Below are 13,851 nucleotides of genomic sequence, written 5' to 3' on the forward strand. Positions count from 1 at the left end.
CGCGAGCAAGCTCGCTCCTACAGGGGAAGCGCCTGGATCAGAACGGCATCTTGAAACCAGGGGGAAGCTGCATGCCGGCGGTCATGCCGGACATCTTCTCCTGGTTGTTCTGCTCGATCTTGCGCACGGCGTCGTTTACCGCGGCGGCGATCAGGTCTTCGAGGATTTCCTTGTCTTCCTGCATCAGGCTGTCATCCAGGGTGACACGCTTGACGTCATGGCGACCGGTCATCACCACGCTCACCAGGCCGGCGCCGGATTGACCGGTCACTTCGGCGTTAGCCAGCTCTTCCTGCATCTTCTGCATCTTTTCCTGCATCTGCTGAGCCTGCTTCATCAGGCCTGCCATGCCACCTTTCATCATGTCGAGTTCCTCGATTCGTTCAGTCGTCGGCGCAGGCGATCAAGCCTTTGCTTCCAGGGGTTCGATAGTACCGTCGCGGACGATCGCGGCGAACTGTTGTTTCATCTGCAGCACGTAGGGGTCGGCGGCAATCGATGCCTCGGCCTGGCGCTGACGCTCGGCGCGCTTGCGCGCGGCGGCCTGGGCGGGGGTTTCCTGTTCGGGCTTCTGCAGGGTCACCTGCAGGCTCAGGGCGCGCCCGTGGAACTGGCTCAGCGCATCGTTCAGGCGACGCTGCTGGTTGGGGTTGAACAACGCACTTTGCCCTGGGTCCAGGTGCAGGTACCAGTTGTCGCCCTCCACCGCCACCAGGGTGCAGTTGGCGCCGATGCTGGCGGTCAGGCCGGCCAGGCCCAGGCGCGGGAACAACTCCAGCCACTCGGCGGCAAGGCCCGTTGCCGGCATGGCGGCGGGCTCGGGTTCCGGCTCGGCGGCTTCGAGCTGCGCTTCGCTTTCCAGGTAGCCATAGGACTCCATGTCGACTTCGTAGTAGTCCTCGGCGGGCGGCGGCTCGTCGTCGCGGTCGTCATCGTCAGCCTCGGCCACGACCGGAGCGGGCGCTTCCACCGGAGCCGGTGCTGCCGCTACAGGTGCAGGTGCAGGTGCAGGTGCAGGTGCAGGTGCGGCAGGTTCGACTGGCGCGGGGGCGGCGGCAACCGGTGCCGAAGGCTCGTCCCACGGCAGGTCGACCGGCGCTTCGGCAACTGCCGGCTGAGGTTCGACGGCCGGAGCCGGCTTTGCTTCAGAGATCCCTTCCGATTGCGGTTCGACCGTAGCCGAGGACGCTTCGACGACCGGCGCGGGAGCAGCAGGCACTGCCTCCACGACCGGAGCCGTTTGAGGCTGCGGCGCGGCAATGATCGGCGCAACCTCGGCGACCGGAGCTACGGGAGCGACCGACGCAGGCGCAACAGGCGGCGGAGCAATGGATGCAACCGGCGCTGCAACGGCGGCGGCGGCCACTGGGTTCGGGTTGGAATCAGCCGTGGCCTTGCTGATCCCCAGATCCTTTAGTGGCGACCTGGGCGCGCCGTCGGCATCGGCCGGGCGGAACGCCAGCATGCGCAGCAGCACCATTTCGAAGCCGCCACGGGGATCGGGCGCCAGCGGCAAATCGCGGCGGCCGATCAGGCCCATCTGGTAGTAGAACTGCACGTCCTCGGCGGGCAGCGCCTGGGCCAGCGCCAGCACGCGGTCGCGGTCGCCCTGGCCGTTGTCCACCGCCTCGGGCAGCGCCTGGGCGATGGCCACGCGATGCAGCACGTTGAGCATTTCGGCCAGCACGCCGCCCCAGTCCGGGCCTTGCTCGGCCAGGTGGCGGACGGCTTCCAGCAGTGCGCGGGCATCGCCTTCGAGCAGCGCATGGAGCACGCCGTAGACCTGCCCATGATCCAGGGTACCGAGCATGGCGCGCACGTCGGCGGCCAGCACCTTGCCTTCACCGAAGGCGATGGCCTGGTCGGTGAGGCTCATGGCGTCACGCATGGAGCCGTCGGCGGCACGACCGAGCAGCCACAGCGCATCGTCCTCGAACGGCACGTTCTCGGCGCCCAGCACATGGGTCAGGTGCTCCACCACCCGCTCCGGCGGCATGTTCTTCAGGGAGAACTGCAGGCAGCGCGAGAGGATGGTCACCGGCAGCTTCTGCGGGTCGGTGGTGGCGAGCAGGAACTTCACGTGGGGCGGTGGCTCCTCCAGGGTCTTCAACAGGGCGTTGAAGCTGTGGCTGGAGAGCATGTGCACTTCGTCGATCAGGTACACCTTGTAGCGCCCGCGGGTCGGCGAATACTGCACGTTGTCGAGCAGCTCGCGGGTGTCCTCGACCTTGGTGCGGCTGGCGGCGTCCACTTCGATCAGGTCGACGAAGCGCCCCTCATCGATCTCGCGGCACACCGAACACTGCCCGCACGGGGTCGAGCTGACACCGTTCTCGCAGTTCAGGCACTTGGCCAGGATCCGCGCGATGGTGGTCTTGCCCACCCCGCGGGTACCGGTGAACAGGTAGGCGTGGTGCAGGCGCTGGTTGTCCAGCGCGTTGATCAGGGCCTTGAGCACATGGGTCTGGCCGACCATTTCGCGGAACGAACGCGGACGCCATTTGCGGGCAAGAACCTGATAACTCATTGATATCCATCGCGACAGGTGAGCAGAAGTGGGCTAATCCTAGCGAAGCGGACCGTAAATTGCACCCGATGTCCGCTCTGGCCTTTGGTACATCTTGGCAAGGCCCGACCCGTACAGGCATTGTGTCGCCACTACGCCGCCATCGGAGTCTAGATGCGCCTGCTCGCCATCGTCCTGCTGTTGAGCTCTGCCGTCACCCTTGCCGAGGACCGCCCCCTGCGCTTCTCGGTGGTCGACAGCTGGGCGATGCCCCTGGCGCGAATCGAAGACGACAAGCTGACCGGCGGTATTCTCTTCGAGTTGTTCACCGAAACCGCCCGCCAGGTGCATCGGACGCCGGTCTTCCATATCCTGCCCCGCGCCCGCGTGGAGCAGGCGCTGCTCAGCCACGCGGTGGACGTGCGCTGCTACGTCGCACCGGCCTGGACCGAACACGACTTCCACGATTACCGCTGGAGCGTGCCGCTGATGATGCAGCGCGACGTGCTGGTCAGTCGCGCCGGCCTCAAGGGCGACCTGCAGAGCCTATCCGGCCAGGCCGTCGGCACCGTGCTCGGCTACCACTACCCGCGCCTGCAGCCGCTGCTGGAAAGCGGCCGGGCAACCCGCGATGAAGCGCGCAATCAGGAGCTGGTACTGAAGAAGCTGCAGATTGGCCGTTACCAGTACGCGATCAGCAGCGAAATCGCCCTGGACTGGTTCAACCGCTCGTTGCCGCAGAGCCAGCGGCTGACACCCGCCAGCATCATCGAGGAAACCCCGCTGTCGTGCATGGTGCTGGACAGCCCGGAAACGTCCACGGACGAGGTGCTGGCGGCGTTGGCGGCGCTGAAGGCTTCCGGAGAGATCGAGCGCATCCTCAGCCACTATCGTTGAGGGGGCCGCACCATCAAGGGCAAGGCAAAAGCTCGACACCCGGGACGGCGGAGCGATTTTCCTGGCCCTGAAATGGAGGCGGCCCCGTCAGCATTTGGCAAGGTATTTCCCGTTGTTTTGGCTGACTATTTCCGAAGCCTTCCAGATCGGCAAATGCATCGCTGAAAGCCCTGTGGGGCGTGGTTTTCAAGGAATTCCAAACCGAAATTTTCATAAAGAATCGGTCCTGAAAGTTCTGGGTGTGGCTGCACTGTCACACTTTGCTGTACCACCCAGGTGTCACACTCATGGCATTCATCCTTCGTCGCGGCGCTGTCTATTACCTCAACTTGAGACTGCCCAAGCACCTACACCGTCAACGCGACACCTGAATCGCCCCTAGTTTCGTAGACACCTCCAAGCCTCATAATGAGGCCCGTTAGGAGGTGCCATGAGCAACCAGCGTTACCCCGAAGAATTCAAAATCGAAGCGGTCAAGCAAGTGACCGAGCGCGGCCTCCCCGTGGCCGAGGTGGCAGCGCGGCTGGGCATGTCGGTGCATAGCCTGTATGCCTGGATCAAGCGCTACGGCAAGCCCCAGGAACAACGGCAGCAGGAAGACGATCAGCAGGCCGAACTGCGTCGTCTGCGCGCCGAACTCAAGCGGGTGACCGAAGAGCGAGACATCCTAAAAAAGGCCGCCGCGTACTTTGCCAAGGAGTCCGGCTGAAGTACGCCTTCATCAGCAAGCTGTCGGTGGAGTACCCGGTACGGCGTCTCTGCCAGACCCTCAAGGTGCATCCCAGCGGTTACTACGCCTGGCTGGCCGAGCCGAAATCCGTACGCACCAAGGAAGATCAGCGCCTGCTCGGATTGATCAAGCATGCCTGGCTGGAAAGCGGTGGGGTCTACGGCTACCGCAAGATCCACGACGACCTGCGTGAACTGGGGGAGTCCTGTGGCCGGCACCGCGTGGCTCGCCTGATGGCGGGGAGAGGGCTGCGCTCGCAGACCGGTTATCGTCGGCGTCCCGGCTATTACGGTGGCAGACCGACGGTGGCCTCGCCCAATCGCCTGGAGCGGCAGTTCAACGTCAGTGAACCGAACAAGGTCTGGGTCACCGACATCACCTACATCCGCACCTATGAGGGTTGGTTGTACTTGGCGGTGGTGCTGGATCTGTTTTCACGCCAGGTGATTGGCTGGTCGATGAAACCACGGATGTGCAGCGACCTGGCCATCGATGCGTTGCTGATGGCGGTGTGGCGGCGCAAGCCCAAGCAGGAAGTGATGATCCACTCCGACCAGGGCAGCCAGTTCAGCAGCTCGGACTGGCAGAGTTTCCTCAAGGCCAACAATCTCATCAGCAGCATGAGTCGACGCGGCAACTGTCACGACAACGCGGTGGCAGAAAGCTTTTTCCAGTTGCTGAAGCGCGAACGCATCCGACGGAAAACCTACGGCACTCGCGAAGAAGCTCGCAGTGATGTGTTCGATTACATCGAGATGTTTTATAACCCCAAACGCCGGCACAGCAGCGCTATGCAGCTATCGCCAGTGGAGTTTGAAAAGCGCTATTTCCAGAGCTTGGAGAGTGTCTAGGAAAGCCGGGGCGATTCATACTCAATTCCCCTACCACCGCCATCGATGAAGTACCATCCAATCATCTCTGAAGATTTCTTGCTTACCATCCCCTACCTTCCAAGCCGAAAACTAAAAACCCAGGGAGCACGCATTCTGCAACCAAGCCCCCTGGATACAAAAATCCTACTCTCTTATTTTGAAACTGGAGTTTCGTAAAGCTGTGTAACCAATTCGCGCATATTCTGTCTTGCACGAAGATTTTTATTCAATTTCTTAATATACTTATTTGCCACATCAGACTTTAGAGAGAAATCATCATTAATATGTTTTATCCCTAACCGCAGGACTTCAGGAAGGGCAGCACCATACTCTTCTATCATTGCATCGAAAGCGTCGTTCCTTCCGAGATAGGCAGAGGTAGTACTCAACAAAAACAGCTCTATTAACTCCTCTTCGGTTAGCTCGCCATTCAGCGACTCAAGCATAGCGTTATGTATTGCATCACTAAAATACTCATAACCATAAGCATTGCTTATACCATGACTAAAAATATAGACCATCTGCATCGGAGGCAAAGATGACAATGGTGAACTTCCATCAAGCCCTTCACGCAGTAAGGTTGCTGCGAGTTTATAGGTTTTCTTGAGTCCATTCTGAATATTTTTATAAGGAGTTAAGTGTCCAGCAAGTAAATATTGACTCATCTGGAACACACGAATAATTTTTTGCCTTTCGTCCTTGCTTTCCACTGCCACAATCGCATCAATTAGCTCGGGACAGTCTCTCTTCAGGCCAACGAAAAAGAAATAAACAGTGCACCAGTAGGAGTCAAAAACCTTTTCGTCAATGACTGCCGAGTTTTCTCGAACAAGCTTCTTAGCCGAAAAATACTCAGCGAAAGTCCTGTGCTTAAAGCTAATAGTCAAATTATTAACATTGTAATTTATTATTTCCTTCTTCGACAAAAACCTTTCATATACAACACCAGGATCAAGCTTTATATTCCTCTCTTTTATGTATCTAGAGAAGAATTCACGAGCCTCCGCAGAAGAAACCTCATCAAGACCATTCTGAATTACATAGGCGCCCAAATCCGTGCAAACACTATCAATAATTTCATACTCTTTCTGCGACTGAAGGCCTTTGCTCATATCCCAACGCCCCAGAACTAACTCAGAGTACTTTGAGTACAGTTCCGTCATCGTCGATGGCAACTCTGCCGGATCCTCTTTTATTATTCTAGCGAGGAGAATTGCAGAAATAGGAGTCTTAGGAAGGTATTTAAAAAGAAGTGACCTTTCGATACCGGAGGTCAATCGTTCAATCGCCACCGGATTATCGCAAGAATTTGATATAAAGGTAATCAGCTGACTTGTGGACAAGGAAAGAACTTGATATCTACAGAAATGCTTATCTATTTCATTTCTTTCCTTGAGATCATCCAAAGGCCTGCTTGTTACTAGAACCTTGTAGTTTGCCCTATTTCGTATAAATTGACTGATCTCTTGGAGTATTTCCCTCCTTTCTTCTGTAGAAAGGGCCACCTCATCAAGGCCATCAAGAACCAATAGGTAAGTATGAGCCTTCGGATCCGTACTGGAATCATCTATGGCTGACTGGAAAACCCCCTCCAAGTCCATTCCATATAGATCGAGATACTCTTTAAAGGTCATACCTATCGGTATTATTTTTTCCAGATTAAGCACATCTGGCTTAGTAATCCTCTCGATAGCACGTTTTACAAGGTTGGACTTACCCGAACCCATAAAGCCTTCTAAAAAAATCAACTGCTCACTTCGTATGGCCTCATGAATTGTTGTCTTCTTTTGCTCTTGAGGCCGACCTTGATCAGGCTTAATTTTTGTAGATAGCTTTACGAGCCTCTGCTCTATATTTATGTTTTCTTGAAACTCCAAAAGCGCAGAGTTCCTGGTTATCTTTTCAGCAAAAGCTCTAGTCCTACGAATATATTCACCAAGCTTAACGCTTATATCAGTCCAATACTCAGGATAGAACCTATCAAGCAAACTTACAATCTTCACGCCATCAAAAAACTGTATATTGGTACTCTTGTATTTATGATGAATTTTTTGTTGAGCATTCTCTGTAATTGCATCGTTCGTTATTATCCAAACCTCATTCAAAAATATCTTCCTCTTCCCCCCATCAAAAGTTCGCTCCATACCACACTCATCAACCTGGCGCTCAATATCAGATTGATCTTGCTTAATCTTCCCGACCTTTACAATTACTCCAATATAAGTCGTAGACCCTAAAATATCGTCATTTTTCTCAAGAACAAAGTCAGCTCCATTCTCATGAGGCCCCTGCCGATACTCCACACTCCGTATATATGGAATACGGGACAGAAGAACCTTCAACAATGGATGAAAATCCTGGACTTCTTTTTCTAAGGACTTGAGTCGTTCTACTTTTTGGGCATCCATGTCTTTTTCCATTTTTGATGACAAAAACCCCGCTCTAGACAGGGCCTTCGAGAGAGCGCTGCGAGGTCTAATGCGGTTAGCCATGAAATCTATAGTGATTCCAGATTGACATCAACAGATGTAGGTCGACTGCGATGCGATGTCCTTTTGCTGAATAGTAGTAGAGGATCGATCCGCTTTGGCACCCAAACCATTCCCTTCGAGAGCTTTAGCAAAGCTAGTACAACCGAGGGACTGAGTGAAATCGAAGGCGATGACTGATTTTTCAGGCTTATAGACTGCGGAGGGGGTTCCGGAGGTACTTTCCGACGTCGCGCTCGTCGCTACGATCGTCAATTAAAGGAGGCGGCGATTTCCGCCACCCCCTTCTTCCATCTGCCGTCTAGCTCGTGTGGCATGCATTGGAGCAGAAATAGCATCCATTCGCCCGGTAGAACCCCAGACGCTGTGCTTCTGCGACCGCACTAGAACAACTCGTGAACACTCCCAGGTAGTGTCGGTTCGACGGCAGGTAGCGGCAGTCGTCACGATGGACCTCATGGTCACCATTGGACTGAGCTTGGCGATTGACGTAGTAGTTGCTGTACATGGCATCAACCCTCAGCGCTGCTTATCAGACTGCGACAGAACCGAGGCGGCGAGCGTCTTGGTGTCATCACTGTACTTTTCCGACTGAAGCACCTTGGATGCTTTCGTCTCCATCGCCTTTCCCGTCTCCTTGGAGGTCGACGATTGCGAAAGGGCAGATGCAGCCAAGCTCTTGGCGATAGCGGAAGCGTTGGGATCACGGAGGGTGTCAGAGGCGAGCTTGGATACGTCGCCAGAAGTGGTCTTGCGATTGGTCATGGGAATATTCCTCAACCAAGGAGTGATGTGCCAACTCCGATAGAGGAAACCGCTCAGCAGATTGCCCATTGACGACGGAAAGCAATACTAGGCTGAATAGCCACCCCTATCAGAACCAGCGTCATTCCTGTCGCTTGGCTCCGGTGGTACGGGTGGTGTCGCCAAGTTTTGGTCGACCGAAGCGGCACTGCCCGTAGTCTTTACCTTCACTCAATACGCAGGATGCAGCGAACAGATCACAATATATTGTGTCTGCACCAGCTACAGCCCACATGATACGGGGCATCAGAGCATTTGCAAGGCAGACCAGGTTGGGAATTCTTGTGGATAACTTGTGCGTGAATGGTGGGCAATATGTGATCAATTCCCCCACCTAAGAGCAAAAGCCCTTACACAGCCTGCACTTAAGCGTATTCCCTCCTTCCCGAGAGAAACGTCAAGCCATTGTCGTACCATTTGTTTCTGAATATTTCAGAGGCATTTCCCTCCAAAATTCTGTCACTCCACATCTCTCGGCCGGCGAGCCTCGGCATTGAGAAGATAGGAAGGGATTCGACAAGAAAACCTGTCTAGAAGGCACGAATGGAATGCTGTAGCGTATTCTCTCGGTGCACCACACAGGTGTGCCAAGGCGCTGTCACACTCAGAGAATTTCAGGAGAGGAAGTCCTTTAGAATTAAGGACTTACGAAATGGAGGCGGCCCCGTCAGCCACACCCCGGCACACAATGTCCCCGCCTTGGCTGCTTCCTTCCGGACCTGACCAGGTAAGCGAGTAATCGTTGCGGGGGGACCGACAGGGCCACCATCGCGAATCTCGCCAGTTCGGCGAGCCGCGCCATTGTAGCGGCTTGTTCGCAAGTTACAAGTACTTCAAGCACTTAGGTGCGTCCTTCAAGCAATTCCCGATCAGCATCACGAATCGCCCTGAAAAGTAAGGGAATCACCCTACAACTCATTGAGAAACGCCCGACCAGGCCGACGCTTAGGAACATGGCCGCCCATGAGGGGCGGCCAATACCGAGCGAGGAATGCCGATATGTCTATTGCCCTGCGATCCACCACGCTCCTGGCCACGCTTTTCAGTGGCCAGCTCCTGGCCGCCGATGGCATGGTCCGGTTCACCGGTGCCGTCGTCGAGGACGGCTGCCAGCTCCAGTTGGGGAGCTCGACCGCCAGCAGTGCCCAGGTGCAGGTACGCCAATGCAACCAGACAATGTTCCTGCAACTCAACGAGCCACGGGGCGCACTGCCCAGCAAGCACTATCAGCTGACGGACACGAAAGGGCGCGCACTGGGCCCGGCGGTCACCACCACTGGCGGCACCGACAGGGTCATTCGCGCCATGACGGCAGGCGCCGCCGCTGGCGCCGAACGCAACCTGGTGCTCGTGGCCGAGTACCTGTAACGGGACTCACTGCGCCTGCAGCAATCCTTCGGGCCGGGGCTGGGTGGAGACTTCCAGGTTCGGCCCGATGAACAGGTCCATCTTGCTGTAGCCCGGACGGGTGCTGAACGTGGAATAGCGCTCCGCGCCCTGGTGGAACTGGAAGGCCACGCGGTACTCGCCCGAGCGCCACAGGCGCAGCGGGAATGCGCGCGCCTCGCCCGGCTTGATCTCTCCTGCCAGGCGTTCCTCACCATTTTCCTTGAAGCTGTAGCTCACCGCCGGCCCGCCCTGCCCCTCGTAGTGAAGGACGATCTGCGGGCGCTCGGTCCAGGCCACGTAGGCCCCGAACAGCAGCACCAGTGCCGCCACGCCGAGCAGGCGCTGTTTTCTTGCCTTGTCCATCTCGCTCTCCGCTAGCGGACAGCCCGCCCCGTTGTGCGGAACGGGCCTGCCGATCAGTTCAGGCTGTCGACCAGGGCCTTGGCGGGCACCAGGCGCACCGACTTCTTCGCGGCGATCTGGATGGTCTTGCCGGTCTGCGGGTTGCGGCCGGTACGGGCAGCGCGCTCGCTGACCTTGAGCTTGCCGATACCCGGCAGGGTCAGCTCGCCGTCATTTTCCAGGGCGTCCTGGGCGATCTGCGCCAACTGCTCGAACACGCCGCGCACGGCGGCCTGGGTCAGGTCGAGGGATTCGGCGATATCGCGAACCAGTTGGTCCTTGGTCATGGGCATGGAATGACTCCTTGATAGGTTGATCTTGATTCTTCGATCGGTTGAAAGGCGTGTCAGGCGCCGATACCGTGATCGGCCAGCAGCCTGATCAGTTGCTCTTCGTCCATCACGGCGACGCCAAGTTCCTGGGCCTTGACCAACTTCGAACCCGCTCCCGGTCCGGCAACGACGCAATGGGTCTTGGCCGAGACCGAACCGGCTACCTTGGCGCCCAGGCTTTCGAGCTTTTCCTTGGCGACGTCGCGACTCATGGCCTCCAGCGTGCCGGTGAGCACCCAGGTCTGGCCGGCCAGTGGCAGACCTTCGACCACCTTGCGCTCGCTGCGCCAGTGCATGCCGAACTCTACCAGCTGCGCTTCGACAGCCTTGGCACGCTCCACACGCACAGCGTTGGCGAAATACTCGCGCACCGACTGCCTGGCCTTCTCGTTCACCCCCTTGAGGGTGCTGAGGTCCAGCCAGTCCTGGCTGAGGGTGACGAGCGCGTCGAGGCTGCCGGTCCGGTCAGCCAGCTTCTCGGCGCCGGTGGCGGCAATGAAGGGGATATTCAGCTTGTCGATGAAGCCCGCCAGCGTGGCAACGGCAGCGAACTCGGCGGAGACCTCGCCCTCGTCCTGCAACTGCACGCCATGCTCGGGGTCGAGCAGCTCGGCGATGACGCTGCGGTTGTGCTCGTCATCGAAGAAGTTATGGATCTCGTAGGCCACCTCGCCGCCGACGTCCGGCAGATAGGTGAGCACTTCCGGCAACGCCTTCTGGATGCGCGCCAGCGAGCCCAGGGAGCGCGCCAGCAGCTTGGCGGTCTCCTCGCCCACGTCCGGAATGCCCAGGGCGAAGACGAAGCGCGCCAGGGTGGGCTTGCAGCTGTCGGCAATAGCGGCGAGCAGGTTGCGCGTGGAAACTTCGGCGAAGCCTTCCAGCTCGATGACCTGCTCGAATGTCAGGGTGTAGAGGTCGGCCGGGGACTTCACCAGGCCCTTGTCCACCAGTTGCTCGACGATCTTGTCGCCGAGGCCGTCGATGTCCATCGCGCGGCGCGAGACGAAGTGGATGATCGCCTGCTTGAGCTGCGCCTGGCAGAACAGCCGGCCGACGCAGCGGTAGATGGCGCCCTCGCTGACCGATTCCTTGCCCTTGCTGCGCTTGACCAGTTGGGTGCGCTCGACCTGCGAGCCACACACCGGGCACTGGGTGGGGATTTCCACCGGGCGGGCGTCCGCCGGGCGGCGCTCGGTCACCACCTGCATCACCTGCGGGATCACGTCGCCGGCGCGGCGGATGATCACGGTGTCGCCGATCATCAGGCCCAGGCGGGCGACCTCGTCCATGTTGTGCAGGGTGGCGTTGGATACGGTCACGCCAGCCACCTGCACCGGTTTCAGGCGCGCCACGGGCGTCACCGCGCCGGTGCGACCGACCTGGAACTCCACGTCAAGCAGTTCGGTCAGCTCCTCGCGGGCCGGGAACTTGTGGGCAATGGCCCAGCGCGGCTCGCGGGCGCGGAAGCCCAGTTCGCGCTGGAAGTCGATGCGGTTGACCTTGAACACCACGCCGTCGATCTCGTAGGCGAGGCTGTCGCGGCGGCTGCCGATGTCTTCGTAATAGGCGCGGCAGCCCTCGACGCCCTTGGCCAGCTTCAGCTCGCGGCTGATCGGGATCCCCCAGCCCTTGAGTGCTTCGAGGATACCAACCTGGGTATCCGGCAGCACACCGCCCTCGACCCGGCCGAAGCCGTAGCAGCAGAATTCCAGCGGACGGCTGGCGGTGATCTTCGAATCCAGCTGGCGCAGGCTGCCGGCGGCGGCATTGCGCGGGTTGGCGAAGGTCTTGCCGCCGGCTTCCATCTGCCGCGCGTTGAGCGCGTCGAAGCCAGCCCTGGACATGAACACCTCGCCGCGCACTTCCAGCACTGCCGGCCAGCCGTCGCCCTTCAGGCGCAGCGGCACATTGCGGATGGTGCGCACGTTGGTGCTGATGTCTTCGCCGGTGGTGCCATCGCCACGGGTGGCGCCACGGGTAAGCAGGCCATTCTCGTACAGCAGGCTGACCGCCAGGCCGTCGAGCTTGGGCTCGCAGCTGTATTCCACGTCGACGCCGCCGCCGAACAGGTCGGAGGACGGCAACTGGTCGGCCAGGCCTTCGCGCACGCGGCGGTCGAAGTCGCTCAGGTCCTGCTCCTCGAAGGCGTTGCCCAGGCTGAGCATCGGCACTTCGTGGCGCACCTCACCGAAGGCCGAGGCGGCCGCACCGCCAACGCGCTGGGTCGGCGACTCCGCGGTGATCAGCTCGGGATGCTCGGCTTCCAGTTCTTTCAGCTCGCGGAACAGGCGGTCGTATTCGGCGTCCGGCACGCTCGGTTCGTCGAGCACGTAGTAACGGTAGTTGTGGTCGTCGAGCTCGCTGCGCAACTGGGCGATGCGTTCGGCAGCGGTCTGGGAATCGGTCATTGGGGAAGCCTCAAGCTGCAAGCTGTAAGCGGCAGGACAGGAGCCCTAAAGAAAAGCAAAGCCCCAAGCCAAGCGCTAGGGCTTGCAGCTTGGGGCCTGTTGCTTATCGCTGCGGTTTTCGTATCAGGATCAGCGCTTCTGGGTCAGCGCGCGCCGCTCGAAGTCGATGATCCGCTGGCGGTAGTGCTCGATGGTCTGAGCGGTCATCACGCTGCGCTGCTCGTCCTTCAGCTCGCCGTTGAGTTCCTGGGCCAGCTTGCGGGCGGCGGCGATCATCACGTCGAACGCCTGCTTGGGATGGCGCGGGCCCGGCAGGCCGAGGAAGAAACTCACCGCGCGGGTGCTGAACTGGTCGATGTTGTCCAGATCGAAGGTACCCGGCTTGACCGCGTTGGCCATCGAGAACAGCACTTCACCGTTGCCGGCCATGCTCTCGTGACGGTGGAAGATATCCATCTCGCCGTAGCGCAGGCCGCTTTCGAGGATGTTCTGCAGCAGCGCCGGGCCCTTGAAGCCGTTCTCGTCGCGGCTGATGACGTTGATGATCAGCACTTCCTCGACCGGGGCGAGAGGCGCGGAGGCAGCAGCCGGTGCGGCGGCGCGCTCCTTGTCCTTCTTGCGCTCCTTCCTGGGCTTTTCCTTCTCCTGCGGCGCTTCGTCCAGCGGGTTGGGGAAATCCTCCTCGTCCAGCGGGCCGAGCAGGTTCGGCGCCGGATCGTCCAGGTTCAGGTCGCCCTGGCGCGGCTCGCCGCGGCGCTTGCCGCGCGACTCCCTGGCGCTGACCTTGGGCAGGTCTTCCTCGTCGAGCGCCGGCTCGCGGTGCTCGACCACGCGGGACGGCCCGAGCAGTTCGGGGTTGCTATCATCCCCATCGTCAGGCTGGTTGGCGAAGTGGCGATCCAGTTTGAAGCGCAACTTGCCCTTGCCACCCCGCATACGACGCCAGCCGTCGAACAGAATGCCGGCGATCACGATAAGCCCAATGACGATCAGCCATTCGCGCAGACCGATATCCATCTAAT

11 protein-coding genes and 1 other RNA gene are annotated in these 13,851 nt (G+C 59.0%); 3 read left to right on the forward strand and 9 right to left on the reverse strand.

What is annotated here, in order from left to right; translation table 11 throughout:
• Window positions 1–37: 37 nt before the first annotated feature.
• Window positions 38–364, reverse strand: a complete 327-nt coding sequence (locus tag H681_RS15255; RefSeq protein ID WP_015477775.1) for a YbaB/EbfC family nucleoid-associated protein — start codon at window positions 362–364, stop codon at window positions 38–40.
• 39 nt (window positions 365–403) lie between these two features.
• Complete coding sequence (gene dnaX / locus H681_RS15260) at window positions 404–2,527, reverse strand: DNA polymerase III subunit gamma/tau (protein ID WP_015477776.1); 2,124 nt, start codon at window positions 2,525–2,527, stop codon at window positions 404–406.
• A 153-nt stretch (window positions 2,528–2,680) separates the two neighbouring features.
• Here dnaX and H681_RS15265 point away from each other — a divergent pair, with 153 nt between their 5' ends.
• Window positions 2,681–3,403, forward strand: coding sequence for a transporter substrate-binding domain-containing protein (locus tag H681_RS15265; protein WP_015477777.1), 723 nt, complete (start codon window positions 2,681–2,683; stop codon window positions 3,401–3,403).
• Window positions 3,404–3,833: 430 nt separating this feature from the next.
• Window positions 3,834–4,984 (forward strand): IS3 family transposase gene (locus tag H681_RS15275; RefSeq protein ID WP_086009564.1). Its coding sequence is split into 2 segments (ribosomal slippage): window positions 3,834–4,077 and window positions 4,077–4,984, totalling 1,152 coding nucleotides; the frame shifts between segments, so codons are not numbered across the junction.
• 173 nt (window positions 4,985–5,157) lie between these two features.
• On the opposite strand, the gene H681_RS25950 is transcribed toward H681_RS15275, so the two are convergent.
• The 3 genes from H681_RS25950 to ffs form a co-directional block, all read right to left on the reverse strand.
• Window positions 5,158–7,413, reverse strand: coding sequence for an NACHT domain-containing protein (locus H681_RS25950; protein ID WP_015477779.1), 2,256 nt, complete (start codon window positions 7,411–7,413; stop codon window positions 5,158–5,160).
• Window positions 7,414–8,013: 600 nt separating this feature from the next.
• Complete coding sequence (locus H681_RS15285) at window positions 8,014–8,259, reverse strand: hypothetical protein (protein ID WP_015477780.1); 246 nt, start codon at window positions 8,257–8,259, stop codon at window positions 8,014–8,016.
• Between the two features lie 701 nt (window positions 8,260–8,960).
• Window positions 8,961–9,057: signal recognition particle sRNA small type (ffs, locus tag H681_RS25960), an RNA gene on the reverse strand.
• A gap of 240 nt (window positions 9,058–9,297) precedes the next feature.
• Here ffs and H681_RS15290 point away from each other — a divergent pair.
• Window positions 9,298–9,666, forward strand: a complete 369-nt coding sequence (locus H681_RS15290) for a hypothetical protein (protein WP_015477781.1) — start codon at window positions 9,298–9,300, stop codon at window positions 9,664–9,666.
• Window positions 9,667–9,672: 6 nt separating this feature from the next.
• Here the strand turns inward: H681_RS15290 and H681_RS15295 are convergent, their stop codons facing one another.
• From H681_RS15295 to zipA, 4 genes are all read right to left on the reverse strand, one after another.
• Window positions 9,673–10,050, reverse strand: a complete 378-nt coding sequence (locus tag H681_RS15295; protein WP_015477782.1) for a hypothetical protein — start codon at window positions 10,048–10,050, stop codon at window positions 9,673–9,675.
• Window positions 10,051–10,103: 53 nt separating this feature from the next.
• Window positions 10,104–10,382 carry an HU family DNA-binding protein gene (locus H681_RS15300; protein ID WP_015477783.1) on the reverse strand — a complete coding sequence of 93 codons (279 nt, stop codon included), beginning with the start codon at window positions 10,380–10,382 and terminating at the stop codon, window positions 10,104–10,106.
• A 53-nt stretch (window positions 10,383–10,435) separates the two neighbouring features.
• Window positions 10,436–12,829, reverse strand: coding sequence for an NAD-dependent DNA ligase LigA (ligA, locus tag H681_RS15305; protein ID WP_015477784.1), 2,394 nt, complete (start codon window positions 12,827–12,829; stop codon window positions 10,436–10,438).
• 129 nt (window positions 12,830–12,958) lie between these two features.
• On the reverse strand, window positions 12,959–13,846 hold the full coding sequence (gene zipA, locus H681_RS15310; protein ID WP_015477785.1) for a cell division protein ZipA: 888 nt from the start codon (window positions 13,844–13,846) through the stop codon (window positions 12,959–12,961).
• Between the last annotated feature and the right edge of the window lie 5 nt (window positions 13,847–13,851).

Origin of the sequence: Pseudomonas sp. ATCC 13867 (genome assembly GCF_000349845.1) — a bacterium.
In the GTDB taxonomy this organism is placed as follows: domain Bacteria; phylum Pseudomonadota; class Gammaproteobacteria; order Pseudomonadales; family Pseudomonadaceae; genus Pseudomonas.

Coding starts and splice junctions, on each gene's coding strand:
- H681_RS15285 (WP_015477780.1), bottom strand. CDS start 8,259: ATGACCAATCGCAAGACCACTTCTGGCGACGTATCCAAGCTCGCCTCT.
- ligA (WP_015477784.1), bottom strand. CDS start 12,829: ATGACCGATTCCCAGACCGCTGCCGAACGCATCGCCCAGTTGCGCAGC.
- H681_RS15265 (WP_015477777.1), top strand. CDS start 2,681: ATGCGCCTGCTCGCCATCGTCCTGCTGTTGAGCTCTGCCGTCACCCTT.
- H681_RS15255 (WP_015477775.1), bottom strand. CDS start 364: ATGATGAAAGGTGGCATGGCAGGCCTGATGAAGCAGGCTCAGCAGATG.
- H681_RS15300 (WP_015477783.1), bottom strand. CDS start 10,382: ATGCCCATGACCAAGGACCAACTGGTTCGCGATATCGCCGAATCCCTC.
- H681_RS25950 (WP_015477779.1), bottom strand. CDS start 7,413: ATGGATGCCCAAAAAGTAGAACGACTCAAGTCCTTAGAAAAAGAAGTC.
- H681_RS15290 (WP_015477781.1), top strand. CDS start 9,298: ATGTCTATTGCCCTGCGATCCACCACGCTCCTGGCCACGCTTTTCAGT.
- H681_RS15295 (WP_015477782.1), bottom strand. CDS start 10,050: ATGGACAAGGCAAGAAAACAGCGCCTGCTCGGCGTGGCGGCACTGGTG.
- zipA (WP_015477785.1), bottom strand. CDS start 13,846: ATGGATATCGGTCTGCGCGAATGGCTGATCGTCATTGGGCTTATCGTG.
- dnaX (WP_015477776.1), bottom strand. CDS start 2,527: ATGAGTTATCAGGTTCTTGCCCGCAAATGGCGTCCGCGTTCGTTCCGC.